Here is a 19,995-nt window from a genome sequence, read left to right as displayed (position 1 = left end):
TTCGACGTCCGTCGATGGCTTGCGCCGCCAGCATGCCACCTGCTTCGATAGACGTCAACATAGACAGTTGTCGAATTTAGGGGTCTGGTTCATGGAGTACGTCGATGTCGCGGTTATCGGGGGCGGGCAGTCCGGGCTGGCCGCCGCCCATGCCCTGCGCGAGCAAGGACTGGCGCCAGTGGTACTGGAGGCGTCCGGGCAGGCGGCCGGCTCCTGGCCCGGCTACTACAACAGCCTCACGCTGTTCTCACCCGCCCGGTTCAGCGCCCTGCCGGGCCTGCCGTTCGGCGGGGGCAGGGACCGCTATCCGCACCGCGACGAGGTCGTGGACTACCTCACCCGCTACGCGGACCGGCTGGACGCGGAGATCCGCACCCACGCTCGTGTCGAGAGCGTGGAGAGCGACGGCGCCGGCTTCATCCTGCACACCGCCGACGGCCGCCGCCTGGGTGCGGCCGGGATCGTCGCCGCGAGCGGCGCCTTCGGCAACCCGCTGCTGCCCGACCTGCCCGGCCGGCAGGGCTTCGCCGGCGAAGTGCTGCATGTCGCCGACTACCGCAGCCCCGAACCGTATGCGGGCAAGCGGGTCGTGGTGGTGGGCGGCGGCAACTCCGCCGTCCAGGTCGGCTACGAACTGGCTGAAGTGGCCACGGTGACCCTGGCCACCCGCGCCCCGGTCCACTTCCTGCCGCAGATCCGCGACGGCAAGGACCTGCACCACTGGCTGACAACGACCGGCTTCGACCACCTGCCGCCGCACTGGCTGATCCACTACGTCGGCGGCACCCTGGTCCTCGACACCGGCCGCTACCAGGACGCCCTGGAGTCGGGGAGGCTCCAGCGGCAGCCGATGTTCACCGCCCTGGACGGCGACGAGGTCATATGGGCTGACGGGAGCCGGGAGCGGGCCGACGTGGTGCTGCTCGCCACTGGATACCGGCCCCACCTCGACTACCTGGCCAAACTCGGCGCACTCGACGAACAGGGGGCGCCACTGCACGCGGGGGGCATCTCCCTCACCCATCCCGGGCTGGTCTACCTCGGCCTGGAGTTCCAGCGGTCCTTCGCCTCCAACACGCTGCGCGGCGTCGGCCGGGACGCCGAGTACGTGATCGGCCCGCTGGCCGCCCACGTCCGCAAGGCCCCGGCCGCCGCCGGCCTGTAGCGGCCGAACCCCGACGGGCGAGGGACGGCCCGTGATTGCACGCGGCTCCGCCCCTCGCCCTCTGATTCGACATGTGTCAACATAGATGCATGTCGAATACGAAGGTGCTGCCGCTGCTGGAGCCGGAGACCGTGGCGCCGTGCTGCCCGCCGCTGACCGAGCGGCCGTTTTCCGCCGAGGAGGCCGAGACGGCCGCTCGGATGTTCAAGGCGCTCGGCGACCCGGTGCGCCTGCGGCTCTTCTCCGCGGTCGCCTCACACCCCAGCGGGGAGGCGTGCGTGTGCGACATCTCCGACGTCGGCGTCTCTCAGCCCACGGTGTCCCACCACCTGAAGAAGCTCAAGGAGGCCGGGCTGCTCACCTCCGAGCGGCGCGGCACCTGGGTCTACTACCAGGTCGAGCCGTCCGTGCTCGCCGCGATGGGCAAGCTGCTGGCCATGCCGACCACGGCCTGACGATCGAACGGGCCGACGTCGTCCTCATCGAGCGCCGCAGCCCCGCCCTCATGTAGGCGGGCGCCGGCGCGGCGGTGGCGGCTCAGGCGTCCTCGATGATCGAGCACACCGCGGCCGGCTCGCCGCACGGCCGGCCGTCGGCGGCTTTACGGGTCTCGGTGAGGGTCTGGCGCAGCGCGAGGAGATCGGTGATGGTCGCGTCGATCTCGGCGATGCGTGCGTCGAGCAGGGTGCGGACAGCGTCGCACGGCAGGGTTCCGCCGCGGCGGATGTGCAGGACCTCGCCGACGTCGTCCAGGTGCAGGCCCAGTGCACGGGCCCGGCGGATGAACGTCAGCAACTCGACATCGTCTTCGTTGTAGAGCCGGTAGCCGGCCTGGCTGCGCTCCGCCCTGGGCAGCAGGCCCTTGGCTTCGTAGACACGGACCGCCTTGCGTGTGAGCCCGGCGGCCTTGGCCGCCTGCCCGATCGTCAACCCTTGCATCGCCATGTGCGTTCCTCCTCCCGCCCAGTGTTGACCTTGCCCCTGGGGCCAGGTTCTAGCGTCGCTCGCGACGGGAGAGAAACGCGAACAAGGAGGTGAGAGCGATGCCGTTCCGTGAGGGCGAGGCCTATCGCTGCCCCGATGAGAACTGCGGGTGCGAGCTGACGGTGACCAAGGGCGCCCCGGCCAGCTGCGGCGGCCAGCAGAACCCGACATGCTGCTGCGGCCAGACCATGGTCAAGGTCGCGTAGCCGCACGTCCCCGGCCGCCCGGTACTGCGCGGCCGGGGACGGCCGCACCGCCTGTGCTCAAAGGAGCCCGGCGATCTCGCGTACCGCGTCCCGGGCCGGGCGGCCGACGCCGATCAGGGTGGCGGAGGCCGGGCCGGTCCAGCCGCCGTACCCGAGCAGGTGCAGCCGCGGCTCGCCCAGGGCGCGGGTGCCGTCGGTGGGGATGTGTCCGCGCGTGCCGCGCAGTCCCAGAGGGGCAAGGTGGGACAAGGCCGGGCGGAAGCCGGTGCACCAGATGACCGCCTCCGCCTCGGCGCGGGTGCCGTCGGCCCACACGACGCCATCGCCCTCGAGGCGTACGAACACGGGTGATGCCTTCAGCAGCCCGGCATCCCGCGCTTGCCGCACCGGCGGCACGGCGACGATGTCGCCGAGCGGAGGCGATACCGCCAGTGTCGGTGCGGCCGGCGCCGAGGGCACGGAGGCGGGCAGTGGCGACGTCGAACAGGGCGCGGCCGTCGATGTCGTCCGGCAGGAAGCGGGGCGGCTGCTGGGTCACCCGCGTCACCTCGACGCGGCCGTCCAGGGCAAGGTCGGCGGCGATCTGGGCGCCGGAGTTCCCGCCGCCGACCACGATCACGTGCTGGTCGGCGAAGCCGGCCGGAGAGCTGTAGTTCACCGTGTGCAACTGCCGTCCGGTGAACACCTCGCGGCCGGGGACGACGGGCAGGAAAGGCCGCGACCAGCTGCTGGTGGCACTGATGACCGCGCAGGCCCGCCAGGTGCCCGTGTCCGCCGCGACCAGGAGCCGCCTGCGTCGCGGCGTACGGCGTCCACGCGGGTGCCGTGCTGGGTGAGCAGGTCGTAGCGCTATTCGTAGTCGGTGAGGTAGTCCACCACATGGCCGGCGTCCAGGTAGGTCTGCCCCGGTTGGGTGGGCATGAGCCGGCCGGGACGCGACGAGTGCTCGGCCGGGGAGAACAAGAATGTCTTTCCTTGCAGGGCGAAGAGGATGACAATCGTGAACAGCAGCCCGTACAGCGCCCACGGGCCGATCTTCGGCAGGAAGCGCTGCGCGTAGCCTTCGCGGTCTATCTTCTCCTCCCCGAACCGGCGGGTGACCCGCGGCGCCGGGCAGGACGTCGTACGCGACCAGGGGCACTTCCCGTGTCTCAGTCCGGAGGGGCTGCGGCTCTGCGGCGGGCTGTGATCCGTCGTACGCGGCCTTCGCGATATGACTCTGCTCGGGCAGTCTGAGCCTGCCCGAGCAGATACGAGAGCGTGGGATGTGCGGCTTACCGGCGCCGTTCCTTCCACACCGTCACGACCGACGGCCGCGGGATGCTGCCCGGCCCGTCGGGCCACACCGACCCCGGCTTTTCGGCGCTCGCCCCGTCGAGCTCGCCCGGGTGCTGGGGCGCAACGAGGATGCGGTCCTCGGTGATGATCGGGCCGCAGCACTCCGCGCCCCTGGGCACGGTCAGGAACTGCTTCACGTATCCGCGCTCGGAGCCCTTGACCGGGACCGCGAACAGGCCGTCGTTGGTGCCGAGGGCGTTGCCGTCGGTGGCGATCCACAGGTTGCCGTGGTTGTCGAAGGCGACGTTGTCGGGGCAGGAGATCGGGCTGACCTTGTTCTTGTCGAAGCCCGAGAAGTACGTCGAGGGGTCCTCGGGGTCGCCGCAGACCAGCATCAGACGCCAGGCGAAGGACTGCGAGGCGGCGTTGCCGTGTCGCTCCTCCAGTTCCAGGATCTGCCCGTGCTTGTTGCCGGTGCGGGGGTTGGCTTCGTCGGGGCCGGCCTTGCCGGTGGCGCCGCGGTCCTTGTTGTTGGTCAGCGCGACGTAGACGCGGCCGGAGTAGGGGTGCGGCTCCACGTCCTCGGGGCGGTCCATCTTCGTGGCGCCCACCTTGTCGGCGGCCAGGCGCGTGAAGACGTAGACCTCCTCCGCGGTCATCCCCGGTACGTGGGAGACCGATCCCGAGGCGAGCGGGATCCACTCGCCGCTGCCGTCGAACGCGCCGTCCGCCGGGAGCTTTCCGATGCCGTCGATCTCGGAGGCCGGGCTGTCACCGGCGAACTTGGCGACGTACAGGGTGCCTTCGTCGAGCAGGGTCATGTTGTGCTCGCGGGCGGCACGGCTGTGGCCCTTCCTGTACGCCTTCTTCGACACGTACTTGTAGAGGTAGTCGAAGCGTTCGTCGTCGCCCATGTAGAGCGCGACCCGGCCGTCCGAGGCCAGGCGGGGCTCGGCGGCCTCGTGCTTGAAGCGGCCCAGCGCGGTGCGCTTGCGCGGGGTGGAGGTGGGATCGTACGGGTCGATCTCGACCACCCAGCCGTGCCGGTTCGGCTCGTTGGGCTCCTTGCCGATGTCGAAGCGGTTGTCGAACAGCTCCCACTTGCGCTCGCTGGCTCCGCTGGGCAGGCCGTAACGGGCCAGGCGGGCCTTTGCCGTCGGGTCGGTGACCGCGGCGGCGTTCGCGAAGTACTGGTTGAAGTTCTCCTCGCCGGACAGCACGGTTCCCCACGGGGTGATGCCGCCACCGCAGTTGTTCAGGGTGCCCAGCACTGTCCGCCCGGTCGGGTCGGCGGTGGTCTTGAGCAGGTCGCTGCCAGCTGCAGGACCGGTGAAGGCGAAGGGGGTGGTGGCGGTGATCCGGCGGTTGAGGACGTCGCCGACAACCGGCCACAGGCGGCCCGAGCGGTGGTCCTCGCGTACGACGAGGACGGTCAGGCCGTGCGCGGCCCAGGCGATCTCCACCTGCTCGCGGGTCGGGTTCGCCGGGTCGTAGCCGAAGTGCATGATCTGTTCGCTGGTGTACTCGTGGTTGACCACGAGCACTTTCTGCCCCCGCCGGTGCGGTATGTCGAGCAGTGCCATGTAGTCCGCGTTGTATCCGAACTGCCGCGCCTGCGCCTTGGCGCTCTGCCGGCGGGCATCGAAGCGCGGGGCGCCGGGCAGGACCGGGTCACCCCAGCGGATGACGACCTGCTGGCCGTAGCCCTCGGGCACGATGAGCGCGTCGGCCGTGTTCGGTGACACGGGTGTGAAGTCCAAACCGCGCGGCGGGCGGCCCCCGGGCGTCTGGCCCGGGGACGCGGCCGCGGCCGCTGCCGACGCCCCCGCCCCGGTGGCGCCCGCAGCCAGGGCGATCACGGCCGCGCCCTTGAGGGCGCCTCTGCGGGAGAGGGCGTGCTGGATGACGTCGCCGATGTACGGGTTGAGCGTGCGGTTGGGCGCGTCGTGAGAGCAGGCGTCGCCGCACCGGTAGCGGCAGGTCAGCACGGAGCGCGCGGTGTTCGGGTGGGCGGGCAGGGGAAGGTCGGGCACAGTTCCTCCACGCATGTCGGAGACGAACGCGATGCCACCGGTGTATAGGTGGATGTCGATGGATGACGCTAGGCGCGGTCCCCGTGCGCCGAGGCGGCCGGACGGTGAACTCCGGTCGAACTCTGCTTCCTGAAGGCGTCCAGGGGCCCAGTGAAGGGCACCTGATGCGCTGATGCCCGCCCCTCCCTCTGCCGTCACCTTCAACAAGATCCACCTATATAGATAGGAAGCTATCGTTCATGCAGCAGGGGTTCCCCGTACACCGCGAGTTCATATAGTCAGACTTCGATCCACTGTGTCAGAACGGAGCGCCCAGCGCGCCGGTCCACCGCCGGAGCACCCGGCAGACACGAGGATCGAGAGTCGTGAACATTTCCACTTCGTTGCGCCGGGCCAAGGCTCCCCTGGCACTGACGGCTGCTGTGATGCTGGCTGCGAGCGCGTGTGGCGGCGACGACGCCGGCTCGGGTGGCAGTGGCGATGAGCTGTCGGGCAAGGTCGCGATCGATGGTTCCAGCACCGTCGCCCCGCTGACCAGCGCCGCCTCGGAGTTCTACGCCGAGGAGCAGCCAAAGGTGCGCGTCACCGTCGCCACGTCCGGCACCGGTGGTGGTTTCAAGAAGTTCTGCATCGGCGAGACCGACATCTCCAACGCCTCCCGTCCGATCAAGGACGAGGAGATCAAGACCTGCGAGGAGAACGGCGTCAAGTACGAGGAGTTCTCCATCGCCAACGACGGGCTCTCCGTCGTGGTCAGCAAGGACAACGACTGGGCCGAGTGCCTCACCGTCGAGCAGCTCAAGAAGATCTGGGAGCCGGGCTCGAAGGTGAACAACTGGAACCAGGTTGACCCCAAGTTCCCCGACGAGCCGCTGAAGCTGTTCGGCGCGGGCACCGACTCGGGCACCTTCGACTACTTCACCGACGCCATCAACGGTGAGGAGGGTGCCTCGCGCACCGACTACTCCGGCAGCGAGGACGACAACGTCACCGTGACCGGCGTCTCCGGCACCAAGGGCGGCATGGGCTACTTCGGCTTCTCCTACTACGAGGAGAACGCCGACAAGCTGAAGGTCCTTCAGGTCGACGGCGGCGACGGCTGTGTCACGCCGAGCGTGGAGACGGTGCAGGACGGCTCCTACAAGCCGCTGGGCCGGCAGCTGTTCATCTACCCCTCGGCCAAGTCGCTGAAGAAGCCCGAGGTCGTCGACTTCGTCGAGTACTACGTCGAGAACAACAAGAAGATCGCCGAGGACGCCAAGTTCATCCCGCTCAACGACGAGCAGGAGAAGGAGCTCGAAGCGGACCTGGCCAAGCTTAAGGAAGCCGCTAAGTGACCGGCTCCCCCGCTCAGTCCGCCGCAGGGACCGGCTCCCGGTCCCTGCGGCGGACTCGCCCCCGCTACGGCGAGGCCGCGATCAAGGGGCTGCTGCTGACCGCGGCCCTGGTCTCGGTGGCCACGACCCTGGGGATCGTCATCTCGCTGATCCCCCCGGCCATCGACTTCTTCGGGCAGGTCGACATCGGTGAGTTCTTCACCGGTACGCAGTGGACGCCGCTCTTCGCCGACAAGCACTTCGGTGTACTGCCCCTGGTGGCCGCGACCCTGATGATCACGAGTGTCGCCCTCCTGGTCGCGATCCCCGTCGGTCTCGGCGCCGCGCTCTACCTGAGCGAGTACGCCAGGCCCGGCGTGCGCAAGCTGTTCAAGCCCAGCCTGGAGGTTCTCGCCGGGATCCCCACGGTGGTCTACGGCTTCTTCGCGCTGGCCTTCATCACCCCGCTGCTGCAGGACATCCTGCCGACCGACTGGACGCCGGCCGTGCGCAACGGCCTTGCGGCCGGCCTGGTGATGGGCGTGATGATCGTGCCGACCATCGCCTCGCTCACCGAGGACGCCCTGTCGGCGGTACCGCACGCTCTGCGGGACGGCGCCTTCGCGCTGGGCTCCGGCAAGCGCACGGTCTCGGTCCGCGTGGTCGTCCCGGCCGCACTGTCGGGCATCGTTGCCGCCTGCGTCCTCGGCATTTCCCGGGCCGTCGGCGAGACCATGATCGTGCTCATCGCCGCGGGCTCGACGCCCGACCTCACGTTCAGCCCGCTCAAGGAGATGGAGACGATGACCGCGTTCATCGCGCGGGCCGCCTCCGGTGACATCCCGGTGGACTCGATCGAGTACAACACCGTTTTCGCGGTCGGCGCGCTGCTGTTCGTCGCGACGTTCGTGATGAACCTGATCAGCATCCGGCTGGTGCGCAAGTACCGGGAGGTGTACGAATGACCGCCCCCGTCAAGGACGCGGTTCCCGCGGCCCCCGGCCGCGCAACGCTGGCCGGGCCGCGCTGGCGGCCGGGCGAGAGCCTGTTCCGCTGGCTGCTGCTCGCGTGCATGGCACTCGGGATCATCTTCCTTATCTCGCTGCTGAGTTACGTCATGGTCGAGGCGTGGCCGCGCCTGGACTCGCGGCTGTGGGACAACTTCCCCTCCATCCGCCGCCCGGAGAACGCCGGCGCCCAGTCCGCGATCTTCGGCACGATCTGGGTGATCTCCTTCACCGCCCTGTTCTGCCTGCCGACCGGCATCATGGCGGCGATCTACCTGGAGGAGTACGCCGACTCCAGCCGCTGGTACAACCGGCTGATCGAGGTGAATATCCAGAACCTGGCCGCGGTGCCCTCGATCATCTACGGCATTCTCGGACTGGGCCTTCTGGCCCGGCAGTTCGGTCTTGGCACCACGGTGCTCACCGCCTCGCTGACGCTGTCCCTGCTGGTGCTGCCCACCGTGATCATCGCGTCAAGGGAGGCGATCCGGGCCGTACCGCAGTCCATCCGGCACGCCTCGCTCGCCCTGGGGGCCACCCAGTGGCAGACCATCTGGCGCCAGGTGCTGCCCGCTGCCGTACCCGGCATGGCGACCGGTTCGATCCTCGCGCTGTCCCGTGCCATCGGCGAGGCGGCACCCGTGATCATGCTGGGCGCGGTCACCTTCGTCATGTTCAACCCCGAGGGCCTGCAGAGCGCCTACACCGTGCTCCCGGTGCAGATCTACAACTGGATCAGCCAGTCCCGCGAGGAGTTCCACCACCTGGCTGCCGCCGCGATCATCCTGCTGCTGGGGATCCTGCTGGTGATGAACACCGCCGCGATCTGGCTCCGCAACCGCTACTCCCGCCGCTGGTGACCGATGAACCCGTCAACCAGTAGCCCCCTCACCACCGTTACCTCTCCGCAGGAGACCGCCATGACCTCTCCCTCCGACTCCGCCGGCGGCATGAAGGCGCCGCAGGTCACCTACCGCTCCGCCCCTTCCGTGCTGAGCCCGGTCTTCGAGGTCGGCAGCCTGTCGGTCTTCTACGGCGACCACGAGGCCGTCCGCGACGTCAACATGACCATCGGGCACCGCGAGATCACCGCGATGATCGGCCCCTCGGGCTGCGGCAAGTCGACCGTGCTGCGCTGCTTCAACCGCATGAACGACCTGGTACCCACAGCACGCGTGGTGGGCAAGATCCGCTACCACGACGAGGACCTCTACGGGAAGGACGTCGACCCCATCGAGGTCCGCCGCAGGATCGGCATGGTCTTCCAGAAGCCGAACCCGTTCCCCAAGTCGATCTACGACAACATCGCCTACGGGCCCCGGGTGGGCGGCTTCAAGGGCAACCTCGACGAATTGGTCGAGGAGACCCTCACCCACGCGGCGCTGTGGGACGAGGTCAAGGACAAGCTGAAGACCTCCGCCCTGGCCCTGTCCGGCGGCCAGCAGCAGCGGCTGTGCATCGCCCGCACCATCGCGGTCAAGCCGGAGGTGATCCTCATGGACGAGCCGTGCTCGGCCCTGGACCCGATCGCCACCGCCAAGATCGAGGACCTGATGCAGCGCCTGTCCGAAGAGTTCACGATCGTCATCGTCACGCACAACATGCAGCAGGCGGCCCGCGTCTCGCACCGCACCGCCTTCTTCACCGCCGACGTCGACGACAAGGGCGTACGCCACGGCCGTCTGGTCGAGTACGACGAGACCGAGCGGATCTTCTCCAACCCCTCCGACCAGCGCACGGAGGACTACATCTCCGGCCGCTTCGGCTGAGAGAGCGGTCCCGTGTCCATCCCTTTGCGCGCAACACGTGAAGGAGTATCCCGGGTGACACCCGAAGCACACCGCCCACAGGTCACGGCCGCGCACGGCCGCTCGGACGACAGCCCGAGCCCGGACCTGCTCCTCGTCGAGCCCGACGAGGAACTGGCGACCGCGGCCCGGGCCAGTTTCGAGGGCGCGGGCATCCGTACCGTGGTCTGCCACGACGGCGCCGAGGCCCTGCTCCAGGTCGGCGCCCGTCACCCGGGTGCGGTCCTGCTCGGCGCCCCGCTGCCGGTGGTCAGCGCGGCACGTGTCACCGAGCTGATCGCCCGCCTCCACCCGGTACCCGTGATCGTGGGTGCCGGGCCGGACGGAGCCGAGGAGGCGACGGCCGCGGTGGCAGCCGGAGCCCTCGCCTTCGTGACCCGCCCCTACCGGGCGGAGCAGATCGTCCCGCTGCTCATGGCGGGCCGTACCCAGGGCGACGGATCGGCCGAGCCCGTGGTGGTGGGTGACATCGAGCTTGATCCCGCAGGTTTTCACGTCTACGTCCGCGGGCGGTCGCTTCAGTTGCCGGTCCGTGAATTCCTGCTGCTGCGCTACTTCATGGAGCGCCCCAACAAGGTCATCAGCCGGGCCGAGCTGTCCGAGGCGCTGTGGGGCACGCAGACGCCGGAGAGCAACACCCTGACTGTGCATGTGCGCCGGGTGCGCAACAAGCTGCGCGACGAGGGGCACAGCTGCTGCACCATCGACGCCATCCGGGGCATGGGCTACCGCCTGGAATGCGGCCCCAAGGGGACCCCGCCGCCTTCCTCCGCGTAGCGGCGACACCCGGAGGCAAGGGCAGGATGGCCGAGGACGACTCGTACATCGACCTGCCCAAGTGGGCGACGCACTACCCGCGTTGGGGCAGCGTCCACGGCAAGCACCACATACCAAGCGTCGGCACCCTGTACCACCGCAAGCCGTGGTACTCGGCACGGGTCCGCGTGCGGTTCCAGCCCGCAGGCCAGACGGACCAACTGGCCTTCACCACCGATGTGGTGACCATGACGGAGATCATCACCGCGGGCACCGTGGCCGAGGCTCGGACCCTGATCTCCCTGTGCCTTACCGGCGTGGACCCGTAAGGACCGGGTCCCGCCCCGCACACTCCGGCCGGCGGGCTGCTTGGCGGTGCCCCGCCGGCCGGTCAGTTCATCGACGACTCGGCCGCCAGCAACTCCTCGGCCAGAGCGTCGACTTTCGCGGCCAGAGCGTCCCGCACCGCGCGGGCGCTCTCGACGTCCAGGCCGCTCAGCTCGGGCAGATCCCAGTCCAGATAGCGCCGACCGGGACGGACCGGGCACGCGTCTCCGCAGCCCAGCGTGACGACGACGTCGGCGGCGGTGACGGCCTCGGCGGTCAGCGGCTTAGGGAACTCGCCGCCTGTGTCCAGCCCCTGCTCGGCGAGAAGCCGGAGCACGACGGGGGCGATCTGTGTGCCGGGTTCGGAACCGGCCGTCAGCACCCGGATCCCGTCCCCCGCCCTATGCCTCAGCAGCGCCGCGGCCAGCTGCGAGCGGCCCGCGTTCTCGGTGCACACGAACAGCACCTCGGGCACCGGCTTCGGCGACAGCCCCATACCCCGCGCCAGAGCGCCGAGCCGCTGGTCCGCGAACCGCTCGACCAGGACCGGCAGATGGATACCGACGCGATCCCGCGCCGAGAGCAGCCAGGAGCACTCCTCCACGTAGTTCTCGACCGTCTCCAGGGAGAACGCCCTGCTGTGCCGGGCGGCCAGCCGGGAGGCGATGCGCTCCAGCACGGGCCCGATGTCCCGCAGCGGCGGGGCCGGACGGCCATACCGGCCAGAAGGGCTGGGCTCAGCCATGGGCGGCTCCTCGGTCGACGGCTCGCACTGCGAATCCCACCTGAAGAATAGGCGGTCATCTATGTTCGCGATAGCCGTCAATCCAGGTGAACGCTAAGTGAACAAGGGCCTGAATGTGCGCTCGAACACGTGGTGGGGTCCCCGGCTCCACTTATGGTGAATAGATGGCTATCACTGAATTGGGGGCCGCGGAGGAAGCGGCCGGGGCGTCGGCGGAGAGCTGTGGTCCTGGCCTTTCGTGCCTGCTCATCGAGCGTGAGGAGGCCGAGCGTCTGGCTGCCATGCTCAAGGCCATCGCCGACCCCACACGGCTGCAGATCTTCCGCATCATCGAGCGCGCGCCGGCCGGCGAAGCCTGCGTCTGCGACCTCGCCGACTGCCTGGGCTTCCGTCAGCCGACCGTCAGCCATCACCTGAAGGTCATGACCGACGCGGGTCTGCTGAACCGTGAACGCCGCGGCACCTGGGCCTGGTACTCGGTCAACTACGACGGTCTCAACCGTGTGCGCGCCATCCTGACTCCGGCCGTGGGCGAACTCGCCGCCGCGGCTGCCGGCCGGGCCTAGCCGAGACGACGCAACTGCCCGGCAGGCCGTCGAGGGCCGGTGCCGGGCAGCGCAGTGTCTTGGCGTCAGGCGAGGAAGTCGGCCAGCTCCCGCTCCAGGGCGGCTTTCGGTTTGGCGCCGACGATGGTCTGCACGACCGCGCCGCTCTGGTAGACGTTCATGGTCGGTATGGACATCACCCCATACCGCATGGCGGTGTCGGGGTTCTCGTCGATGTTCAGCTCGACGATCTCGATCTTGTCGCCGTGCTCGGCCGCGATGGCCTCCAGGGACGGGGCGAGCTGGCGGCACGGGCCGCACCAGGCAGCCCAGAAGTCGACGAGCACGGGCTTGTCGCTGTGGAGGACGTCCTGGTCGAAGGAGTCGTCGGTGACGTTCTTGAGGCTCATGGGGATCTCCTCAGACGGTTACGGCCTCGGCCGGCGCGGACTGTGCGTCGGCGAGGGCTGCGAGGTAGCGCTCGGCGTCCAGGGCGGCGGCGCAGCCGGAGCCGGCCGCGGTGATGGCCTGGCGGTAGGTGTGGTCGACTACGTCGCCCGCGCCGAAGACGCCGGGGATGCTCGTGCGGGTGGACGGGGACTCGACTCTGAGGTAGCCCTCGGAGTCCAGTTCCAGCTGCCCCGTGAACAGTTCGGTGCGCGGGTCGTGGCCGATCGCGATGAACAGTCCGGTCGCGGCCAGCTCGCGGGTCTTGCCCGTGAGGACGTCACGCAGGACGACACCGGCGAGCATGCCGTCTGCCTCCTTGATCTCCGCGATCTCGCTGTCGAAGGCGAAGGAGATCTTGTCGTCGGCGAAGGCGCGGTTCTGCATCACCTGAGAGGCGCGCAGGGTGGAGCGCCGGTGCACGATCGTCACGGAGCGGGCGAAGCGGGTGAGGAAGGTGGCTTCCTCCATCGCTGTGTCGCCGCCGCCGACCACGACAATGTCACGGTCGCGGAAGAAGAAGCCGTCGCAGGTGGCGCACCAGGACACGCCCCGGCCGGACAGTTCGTCCTCCTTGGGCAGGCCCAGCTTGCGGTAGCCGGAGCCGGTCGCGACGATCACGGCCTTCGCCCGGTGGACGGTCCCGGCGGTGTCGGTGACGGTCTTGATCTCACCGGACAGATCCACGGCGACGACGTCGTCCTCGACGATCTCGGCGCCGAACTTCTCGGCCTGGGCCCGCATGTTCAGCATGAGGTCCGGGCCGTCGATGCCCTTGGGGAAGCCGGGGAAGTTCTCGACCTCGGTGGTGGTCGTCAGGGAGCCGCCGACGAAGACGGCGCCGCCGAAAACGAGGGGCTGGAGGTCGGCGCGGGCGGTGTAGAGGGCGGCGGTGTAGCCCGCCGGCCCGGAGCCGATGATGATGACGTTGCGGATCTCGTCCGTCGCGGTACTCATGCCTGGGACTCCGGCGCGATCTCCTTGATCAGGCCCTCGACCAGTACCTTGATCTCGTCCCGGATGGGGCGTACGGCCTCGACGCCCTGACCGGCCGGGTCTTCCAGCGTCCAGTCCAGGTACCGCTTGCCGGGGAAGACGGGGCAGGTGTCGCCGCAGCCCATGGTGATGCAGACGTCCGACTCCTTGACGGCGTCGACGGTGAGCATCTTCGGCACCTCGGCGGAGATGTCGATGCCGACCTCGGCCATGGCCTCGACGGCGGCCGGGTTGACGTTGTCGCCCGGGTTGGATCCGGCGGAACGGACCTCCACGCGGTCCCCGGCCAGGTGGGTCAGCCACGCGGCGGCCATCTGGGAACGGCCGGCGTTGTGGACACAGACGAAGAGCACGGAGGGCTTGTCGGACATCAGGAGGTCTCTCTTGTCTCGCGACGGCATCAGGTGCGAATGAACTCAGCACCCGGTGGTGTCAGCCACCACTGATGTGAGAGTATCAGTCCATGATGACGTCAGTCGACACTGATCTGATGCGGGTCCTCGCCGACCCGCTCCGCCTCCAGATCGTCACCCTCCTCGCCAAGGAGACGCTCTGCTCCACGCACCTGATCGAAGAGACCGGTGCGAAGCAGACCAACGTCTCCAACCACCTCAGAGTGCTGCGCGAGGCCGGGGTCGTCGAGACGGAACCGTGCGGCCGGTACACGTACTACAAGCTGCGCCCTGACGTCATCGCCCAGCTCGCCGGTCAGTTCGCCGATCTGGCCGAGTCCGCTCGCAACGCCGCCGAAAACAAGAGGGCCTGCCCGTGACCCCCACTGCAACAGCCGCGACCGCCGAGGAGCCCTCGGTCGTCGCGAAGCTGTCGACGCTCGACCGCTTCCTCGCCGTCTGGATCCTTGTCGCCATGGCCCTCGGCCTCGGCCTGGGCAGGCTCATCCCCGGCCTGAACGACGCCCTGGCGAAGGTCGAGATCGGCGGCATCTCCCTGCCGATTGCCGTCGGCCTGCTGATCATGATGTACCCGGTGCTGGCCAAGGTCCGCTACGACAAGCTCGACGCCGTCACCGGCGACAAGAAGCTGATGGTCTCGTCGCTGGTCATAAACTGGATCGTCGGCCCGGCCATCATGTTCGCGTTGGCCTGGATCTTCCTGCCAGACCTGCCCGAGTACCGCACCGGCCTGATCATCGTCGGTCTCGCCCGCTGCATCGCCATGGTCATCATCTGGAACGACCTCGCCTGCGGCGACCGCGAAGCCGCCGCAGTCCTCGTCGCGCTCAACTCCGTCTTCCAGGTCCTGGCGTTCGGTCTGCTGGGCTGGTTCTACCTCGACCTGCTGCCGGGCTGGCTGGGCCTGGGCGACGGTGAGAACCTCGACATCTCCATGTGGAAGATCGCCCTGAACGTCGTCATCTTCCTCGGCGTCCCGCTGCTGGCAGGCTTCCTGACCCGCCGCATCGGTGAGCAGAAGCTGGGCCGCGAGACGTACGAGTCCAACTTCCTGCCGAAGATCGGCCCTTGGGCGCTGTACGGCCTGCTCTTCACGATCGTCATCCTCTTCGCCCTGCAGGGCAAGACGATCACCTCGCAGCCGCTGGACGTGGCCCGCATCGCGCTGCCGCTGCTGGTGTACTTCGCGGTGATGTGGTTCGGCACCTTCGCGCTCGGCAAGGTGATCGGCCTCGCCTACGACCGGACCGCGACCCTCGCCTTCACCGCGGCCGGTAACAACTTCGAGCTGGCCATCGCGGTCGCCATCGCCACCTTCGGCGTCACCTCCGGCCAGGCGCTGTCCGGCGTGGTCGGCCCGCTGATCGAGGTGCCGGTCCTGGTCGCCCTGGTGTACGTCTCCCTGGCCTGGCGGCGGAAGTTCGCTGCCGGTCAACAGCTGACAGTGGCACCGCGGGAGAGCTGATGCACTGCATGGACTGCACCGGCGTCGGGGCCCAGGTCGCGGCCGTCGGTGTCTGCGCGCAGTGCGGAGCCGCCGTCTGCCCCGTCCACGCCGAAGTCTTTGAGCAGTTCCTCACCTGCATCAAGCCGATCTCTCGTGGTGTGGCCACCGAACCACCGGTTAGGCGCCTGCTGTGCGGCACCTGCGCCACGGCGCATCGCGCCCACGCCGCGTGCTGCCCGCAGATCGCCAACGTGGTGCGGACGCAGTGACGGCCGCCCGGCGCACGCAGGTAGTGATCGTCGGCGGCGGCCAGGCCGGGCTCGCCGCCGGCTACCACCTGCGCCGTCTCGGCCTGGACTTCGCCATCCTCGATGCCCAGGCCGAGTCCGGCGGCGCCTGGCGGCACACCTGGGATTCACTGCACCTGTTCTCCCCGGCGGCGTACTCCTCGCTGCCGGGGCGGCTCATGCCCGTCCAGGCGGGACGGACGTACCCCGACGCGCGCCATGTGGTCGACTATCTCTCCGGCTACGAGCACCGGTACGACCTCCCCGTCCACCGGCCCGTACACGTGACCGGGGTCCACCGGGACGGCGCGTTCCTGCGCGTCGAGACCGACCAGGGTTCCTGGCACTGCCGGGCGGTCATCAGCGCCACCGGCATGTGGTGGCGACCCTTCCTGCCCGCCGTACCGGGCCGTCCGCACTTCCGCGGACGGCAGCTGCACACCGTCGAGTACCGCCGCCCCGACGACTTCGCGGGACAGCGCGTGGTCGTAATCGGCGGCGGCAACTCCGGGGCGCAGATCGCCGCCGACCTGGCCTACGGCACCGACCTGACCTGGGTGACCCAGCGCCCGCCCCGCTTCCTCGCCGACGACATCGACGGACGCGCCCTGTTCGACGCTGCCACCGCCCGCCGCCGGGCCCTCGACGAGGGCGGCACCGACACCGCAGGCGTGGCCTCGCTGGGCGACATCGTCGCCGTGCCGCCTGTGCGCCAGGCACGGGATGCGGGACTGCTCAAAGCGTCGCCCATGTTCGTGCGCCTCGATGGAGACGGCGTCGTATGGGCCGACGGCACCCGGGCACCGGCCGACGCGGTCATCTGGTGCACCGGCTTCCGCCCGGCCCTCTCTCACCTGGGGCCGCTGGGCCTGCGCGGCCCGCGCGGCCACATCCCCACCGTGGGGACGCGGGCCGTGGACGAACCGCGCCTGCACCTGCTCGGCTACGGCGACTGGACGGGCCCCGCCTCCGCCACTCTGATCGGTGTCGGCCGTCCGGCCCGGGACGCGGCACGCGAGATCGCCGACCGGCTCGACGGCAGCTGAGCCCGCGCGAGCGGAGGTCAGCTCAGGGCGCTGATGACCTTGCGCACCTCGTTGGTCACGGACTGGGGCAAAGGTGCGTAGTGGATCCGGGCCAGCGGCTCCTGGCCCTCTGCGCTGGTGGTGTAGGCCAGGAACGACTTGAGGGCGGGCAAAGTCTCGGCCGCATTGCCCCGGTCGCACACGATCTCGTAACTGGCCAGCACGATCGGGTAGGTCTCCTCGGCCGAAGTCCGGTAGTCGAACCTCAAGGTCAGGTCCTTGCCCTTCCCGACCACCTGAGCGGCGGCGATGCCCGCGGACGCCGTCTGCGTGGTCGCGGCGACCGGTTCGGAGGCACCAGTATCGACACGGACCGTCTCCATGTTGAGCCTCTCCGCGAAGGACAGCTCGAAGTAGCCGATCGAACCGTCGGCGGAACTCACCGTCGAGGCGACGTTGTCCGATCCGTCGGCGGAGTCTCCCCCTCGGCCGTGCCACGCCTTTTCCGCGGGGTACGGCCACACCTCGGGCGCGGCGCCGGTGAGATACGCCTGGAAGTTCTGTGTCGTCCCGGAGGTGTCGGACCGGTGCACCGCCCTGATGTCCAGAGGCGGCAGTTCGGCGCCAGGGTTCAGCTCCTGGATGACCGGGTCGTCCCAGGTGGTGATCCGCGAGTCGAAGATCTTGGCGATGGCCGAGGCGTCCAGGACCAAGTCCTCGACTCCCGGGATGTTGTAGCCGAGCGCGATGGGGCCGCCCACCACGGGCAGGTTGATGACCTGCCCGCCCGGGCACACGCCCTCCGCCGGCCGGTCCTCCACTGGATCGACCGGGGTGTCCGTGCCGCCGAACGCCGTGGCCCCGCGCATGAACTGGGCCACGCCTGCGCCGGAGCCCAGAGGGTTGTAGGCGACCTGCACCGGTGAGCACGCCCGCTGGTACTCCCTGATCCAGTAGTTCATCGCATTCTGCTGAGCTGTCGACCCCGAGCCTCGCACCTGTCCCGCCCGGGCGCAGTCGATGTCGGCCACCGGGCGGGCGGAGGCAACGTCGCCACTCTCGTCCGACTCGCCCCCACAGCCCGCCAGAAGCAGCAGGCCCGCCAGCCCGGCCGCCGGGACCGGAGTTCTCAGTCGGCTCTTGCGTATCCCACGTCGGCGCTGCACCGTAGTCCCCTCACGTCACCCTTACGGAACATAGATGCTTGCCGATGTTTCGAGTGGCCGGGCGACAACCAGGGGAAATTCCGGGGGCGTACCGCCGTCCTCCCCGTGACGTCATGGGGTGACCAGGCTGCTGCCATGAGGTGCCTTCTGCGAGATGGCTGGCTGCCCTGAGGGCACCCACTCACCCGGGTCGTCAGACCGCGGGCAAGGGGGGCCTTCCTCTCTGACCCGGGCAAGCCGCGGCCACCGACAACGCGGGCAAGCCCAAAGTGGCCCTGGGAAAGCCCGCGTTGTCGGTGGCGGCTGCAAGGTTTGGGCGGATGAACGGGCGATGAGCAGCTGCTGAACGGCCGGGTCTACGGCGCGGAGCACGACGACCGGTGCCGATCCAGATCCATCCTTTGTGCTCGCGGATGCCCTGCCAGACCAGCCAGGCGCCACCGATTTCGAAGAGGGCGACGACGAACAGGGCAACGGAACGAGCGACAGTCATACCGGCTGACCCTAGCGGCGGCCCGCGCCGTTGATCTTCAGCGGGGCGGCGGTCGTCTTGCAGCCGCAACCGCCCTCACCTGCGGTCTTCGGCGGGCAGGCAGGGGATCGGCGGCGCTGGCCGAGCCCCCAGGTACCGGCGGCAAGTACGGTCAGGACGACGGCGAGGGCGGGCAGCCAGCCCACCACTGCCCCGGCGCCGGCACCAAGGACCCCCGCCGTGATCAGGACCGGTAGTGCACAGCACGCCACACAAGCCAGAGCGGCAAGTCCCCCGAGTGCCTTCGGGGCGCGGTGGGGGCGCAGGTCAGCAGCAGGGTCCGGCATGGCGGTTCTCCCCGGCGAGGTCGGTGAAGGGGATGGGGCAGCAGGTGCTGGACGCGCATACGGTCAGGTCGTCGCAGCCCGCCTCCACTGCGGCGGCCAGGGCGGTGCGGATGGTGGTGAGGTCGGCGATCTTCGCGTCAACCTCGGTCAGCTTGGCCGCGGCGCGGTCCTGGAGCCCGGCCACGGGGCGGCCGTGGCGGTGGCGGCCGGCCTCCAGCAGCTCGGCGACCTCCTCCAGGGTGAACCCGAGCCGCTGGGCGGCCTTGATCACCCGCAGCGCGGTCACCGCGTCCTCGCCGTAGAGGCGGTGGCCGCCGTTGATGCGTTCCGGCTCAGCGAGCAGGCCGCGCCGCTCGTAGTAGCGCAGGGTCTGGATGGATACGCCGGCCGCTTCCGCGACCTGACCGCTGCGCAGTCCGGTGCTCACCGCTGCTCCCCGGCGGCAGCGGTCCGTGCGGCCAGGGCGTCCAGGACCGGCTCGTGCGTCTGGTCCACGCAGATGTCCAGCCGGATCAGGTCCTGGGCGGGGGTGGTGGTGAAGGTGAAGAAGGAGCAGCAGCCGCTCTCGCGCTCCACCAGGTCGCGGACCCGGGCCTCCACGCCTTCTCCGTCGGCCAGGTCAAGGCGCAGGCGGAGCGGCTGCGGCCTCGACAGCGAGGTCAGCCGCTCGGCGAACAGCGCATCCCATTCGGCGACCCGCAGGGGCCGCTCCTCGGTGGGCAGGGTGCAGGACTGCGGCACCCACGCAAGATCACTCATCGCGCTCACTCCCGTCGTCACGTCCCTGGTGGTGGGGACACTTCCGACGGTAAACCTGTACCTGGGTACCGGTTGCAAGCCTGGCTCCTGGATGCGCGGCGGGTTCGAGTTCCGCGGCGTGGACCAGGGCGAGGAGATCCCGGTGACGGTAGAGGAAGGTGCGCTCCACCCCGGCCTGCCGGGCAATGCCAGTGGCGAGGCGGCCGTGGAGCTTGGGGTATCAGTACGAGCCGACGACGATCCGGCACAGAGACGCGGTGCTCCGAGCCTTCCATGAGTCTTGGATCGAGATCGGTGAACAGCAGTGAGCAGCGATCACCCTCATGACACGCCGCCCGACCCGGTCCGGCAAGAACACCCCACCCTGGACCTCGCTTCCTAATGCTGTTGTCAAGCTGCCGTAGTCGCTGGGGGTGTCACTTCGTAACACCGTCGGTCACGGATCAGAGCCCACAGGACGTTGACG

General features: G+C 69.3%; 24 protein-coding genes and 3 pseudogenes. 14 read left to right on the top strand and 13 right to left on the bottom strand.

Features of this window, described 5'->3' with window-relative positions:
• Positions 1-91 precede the first annotated feature (91 nt).
• Positions 92-1,165 carry a flavin-containing monooxygenase gene (locus tag ACWD11_RS34125; RefSeq protein WP_451287758.1) on the top strand — a complete coding sequence of 358 codons (1,074 nt, stop codon included), beginning with the start codon at positions 92-94 and terminating at the stop codon, positions 1,163-1,165.
• Between the two features lie 89 nt (positions 1,166-1,254).
• Positions 1,255-1,620: an ArsR/SmtB family transcription factor gene (locus ACWD11_RS34120; protein WP_451287756.1), complete on the top strand. Its 366-nt coding sequence runs from the start codon at positions 1,255-1,257 to the stop codon at positions 1,618-1,620.
• 82 nt (positions 1,621-1,702) lie between these two features.
• Here ACWD11_RS34120 and ACWD11_RS34115 read toward each other — a convergent pair whose 3' ends face one another.
• Positions 1,703-2,110: a heavy metal-responsive transcriptional regulator gene (locus ACWD11_RS34115; RefSeq protein ID WP_451287754.1), complete on the bottom strand. Its 408-nt coding sequence runs from the start codon at positions 2,108-2,110 to the stop codon at positions 1,703-1,705.
• A 98-nt stretch (positions 2,111-2,208) separates the two neighbouring features.
• Here ACWD11_RS34115 and ACWD11_RS34110 point away from each other — a divergent pair, with 98 nt between their 5' ends.
• Complete coding sequence (locus ACWD11_RS34110) at positions 2,209-2,355, top strand: hypothetical protein (RefSeq protein WP_451287752.1); 147 nt, start codon at positions 2,209-2,211, stop codon at positions 2,353-2,355.
• Between the two features lie 57 nt (positions 2,356-2,412).
• On the opposite strand, the pseudogene ACWD11_RS34105 reads toward ACWD11_RS34110, so the two are convergent.
• The 3 genes and pseudogenes from ACWD11_RS34105 to ACWD11_RS34095 all read right to left on the bottom strand — a co-directional run.
• A pseudogene (locus ACWD11_RS34105) lies at positions 2,413-3,318 on the bottom strand (NAD(P)-binding domain-containing protein); the annotation flags it as partial.
• Positions 3,301-3,456, bottom strand: a pseudogene (locus tag ACWD11_RS34100) (ACR3 family arsenite efflux transporter); the annotation flags it as partial. The pseudogenes ACWD11_RS34105 and ACWD11_RS34100, both read right to left, overlap by 18 nt.
• A 173-nt stretch (positions 3,457-3,629) precedes the next feature.
• Positions 3,630-5,666, bottom strand: coding sequence for a PhoX family protein (locus ACWD11_RS34095; RefSeq protein ID WP_451287750.1), 2,037 nt, complete (start codon positions 5,664-5,666; stop codon positions 3,630-3,632).
• Between the two features lie 365 nt (positions 5,667-6,031).
• Between ACWD11_RS34095 and ACWD11_RS34090 the strand changes: the two genes are divergently transcribed.
• From ACWD11_RS34090 to ACWD11_RS34065, 6 genes are all read left to right on the top strand, one after another.
• Positions 6,032-7,003: a PstS family phosphate ABC transporter substrate-binding protein gene (locus tag ACWD11_RS34090; protein WP_389421358.1), complete on the top strand. Its 972-nt coding sequence runs from the start codon at positions 6,032-6,034 to the stop codon at positions 7,001-7,003.
• Positions 7,000-7,947, top strand: coding sequence for a phosphate ABC transporter permease subunit PstC (gene pstC / locus ACWD11_RS34085; protein WP_451287748.1), 948 nt, complete (start codon positions 7,000-7,002; stop codon positions 7,945-7,947). The genes ACWD11_RS34090 and pstC overlap by 4 nt, the downstream gene beginning before the upstream one ends.
• Positions 7,944-8,849, top strand: a complete 906-nt coding sequence (gene pstA / locus ACWD11_RS34080; RefSeq protein ID WP_389421356.1) for a phosphate ABC transporter permease PstA — start codon at positions 7,944-7,946, stop codon at positions 8,847-8,849. The genes pstC and pstA overlap by 4 nt, the downstream gene beginning before the upstream one ends.
• A gap of 90 nt (positions 8,850-8,939) precedes the next feature.
• Positions 8,940-9,758, top strand: coding sequence for a phosphate ABC transporter ATP-binding protein PstB (gene pstB, locus ACWD11_RS34075; RefSeq protein WP_389421369.1), 819 nt, complete (start codon positions 8,940-8,942; stop codon positions 9,756-9,758).
• Between the two features lie 54 nt (positions 9,759-9,812).
• Entirely contained in the window at positions 9,813-10,574 is a 762-nt protein-coding gene (locus ACWD11_RS34070) for a response regulator transcription factor (protein WP_389421355.1), read from the top strand.
• 26 nt (positions 10,575-10,600) lie between these two features.
• A complete protein-coding gene (locus ACWD11_RS34065) occupies positions 10,601-10,882 on the top strand; it encodes a hypothetical protein (protein WP_389421354.1) in 282 nt (93 codons plus the stop codon).
• Between the two features lie 62 nt (positions 10,883-10,944).
• Here ACWD11_RS34065 and ACWD11_RS34060 read toward each other — a convergent pair whose 3' ends face one another.
• Positions 10,945-11,625 (bottom strand): arsenate reductase/protein-tyrosine-phosphatase family protein, encoded by a 681-nt coding sequence (locus ACWD11_RS34060; protein ID WP_451287745.1) that lies wholly within the window; start codon positions 11,623-11,625, stop codon positions 10,945-10,947.
• A 164-nt stretch (positions 11,626-11,789) separates the two neighbouring features.
• Here ACWD11_RS34060 and ACWD11_RS34055 point away from each other — a divergent pair, with 164 nt between their 5' ends.
• Positions 11,790-12,191 carry an ArsR/SmtB family transcription factor gene (locus ACWD11_RS34055; protein ID WP_389421352.1) on the top strand — a complete coding sequence of 134 codons (402 nt, stop codon included), beginning with the start codon at positions 11,790-11,792 and terminating at the stop codon, positions 12,189-12,191.
• Between the two features lie 65 nt (positions 12,192-12,256).
• On the opposite strand, the gene trxA is transcribed toward ACWD11_RS34055, so the two are convergent.
• Genes trxA through ACWD11_RS34040 form a run of 3 tightly spaced genes read right to left on the bottom strand, consistent with a single transcriptional unit; the run spans position 12,257 to position 13,984 of the window.
• Positions 12,257-12,580 (bottom strand): thioredoxin, encoded by a 324-nt coding sequence (gene trxA, locus ACWD11_RS34050; protein WP_451287743.1) that lies wholly within the window; start codon positions 12,578-12,580, stop codon positions 12,257-12,259.
• Positions 12,581-12,590: 10 nt separating this feature from the next.
• Entirely contained in the window at positions 12,591-13,574 is a 984-nt protein-coding gene (gene trxB / locus ACWD11_RS34045; RefSeq protein ID WP_389421350.1) for a thioredoxin-disulfide reductase, read from the bottom strand.
• Positions 13,571-13,984, bottom strand: a complete 414-nt coding sequence (locus tag ACWD11_RS34040) for an arsenate reductase ArsC (protein ID WP_389421349.1) — start codon at positions 13,982-13,984, stop codon at positions 13,571-13,573. The genes trxB and ACWD11_RS34040 overlap by 4 nt, the downstream gene beginning before the upstream one ends.
• A 92-nt stretch (positions 13,985-14,076) precedes the next feature.
• Between ACWD11_RS34040 and ACWD11_RS34035 the strand changes: the two genes are divergently transcribed.
• The 4 genes from ACWD11_RS34035 to ACWD11_RS34020 are packed head-to-tail and all read left to right on the top strand — an operon-like array spanning position 14,077 to position 16,806.
• Entirely contained in the window at positions 14,077-14,385 is a 309-nt protein-coding gene (locus ACWD11_RS34035; protein ID WP_383365992.1) for an ArsR/SmtB family transcription factor, read from the top strand.
• Positions 14,382-15,491, top strand: a complete 1,110-nt coding sequence (arsB, locus tag ACWD11_RS34030) for an ACR3 family arsenite efflux transporter (RefSeq protein WP_451287740.1) — start codon at positions 14,382-14,384, stop codon at positions 15,489-15,491. The genes ACWD11_RS34035 and arsB overlap by 4 nt, the downstream gene beginning before the upstream one ends.
• Positions 15,491-15,742: a hypothetical protein gene (locus ACWD11_RS34025; protein WP_389421347.1), complete on the top strand. Its 252-nt coding sequence runs from the start codon at positions 15,491-15,493 to the stop codon at positions 15,740-15,742. Before arsB ends, ACWD11_RS34025 begins: the two co-directional genes overlap by 1 nt.
• Positions 15,739-16,806: an ArsO family NAD(P)H-dependent flavin-containing monooxygenase gene (locus ACWD11_RS34020; RefSeq protein WP_389421346.1), complete on the top strand. Its 1,068-nt coding sequence runs from the start codon at positions 15,739-15,741 to the stop codon at positions 16,804-16,806. Before ACWD11_RS34025 ends, ACWD11_RS34020 begins: the two co-directional genes overlap by 4 nt.
• A gap of 17 nt (positions 16,807-16,823) precedes the next feature.
• Here the strand turns inward: ACWD11_RS34020 and pstS are convergent, their stop codons facing one another.
• The 5 genes and pseudogenes from pstS to ACWD11_RS33995 all read right to left on the bottom strand — a co-directional run bounded on the left by pstS (position 16,824) and on the right by ACWD11_RS33995 (position 19,529).
• Positions 16,824-17,951 carry a phosphate ABC transporter substrate-binding protein PstS gene (gene pstS, locus ACWD11_RS34015; RefSeq protein WP_389421345.1) on the bottom strand — a complete coding sequence of 376 codons (1,128 nt, stop codon included), beginning with the start codon at positions 17,949-17,951 and terminating at the stop codon, positions 16,824-16,826.
• A gap of 376 nt (positions 17,952-18,327) precedes the next feature.
• A pseudogene (locus ACWD11_RS34010) lies at positions 18,328-18,444 on the bottom strand (YnfA family protein); the annotation flags it as partial.
• A gap of 11 nt (positions 18,445-18,455) precedes the next feature.
• On the bottom strand, positions 18,456-18,629 hold the full coding sequence (locus ACWD11_RS34005) for a hypothetical protein (protein ID WP_389421344.1): 174 nt from the start codon (positions 18,627-18,629) through the stop codon (positions 18,456-18,458).
• A 121-nt stretch (positions 18,630-18,750) separates the two neighbouring features.
• Positions 18,751-19,197, bottom strand: coding sequence for a MerR family transcriptional regulator (locus tag ACWD11_RS34000; protein WP_451287737.1), 447 nt, complete (start codon positions 19,195-19,197; stop codon positions 18,751-18,753).
• Positions 19,194-19,529 (bottom strand): hypothetical protein, encoded by a 336-nt coding sequence (locus tag ACWD11_RS33995; RefSeq protein ID WP_389421342.1) that lies wholly within the window; start codon positions 19,527-19,529, stop codon positions 19,194-19,196. The genes ACWD11_RS34000 and ACWD11_RS33995 overlap by 4 nt, the downstream gene beginning before the upstream one ends.
• Between the last annotated feature and the right edge of the window lie 466 nt (positions 19,530-19,995).

Source organism: Streptomyces sp. NPDC002776, from assembly GCF_053592195.1.
Note: the sequence above shows the minus strand (reverse complement) of the source record. Positions and strands in the feature narration are given on the sequence as shown.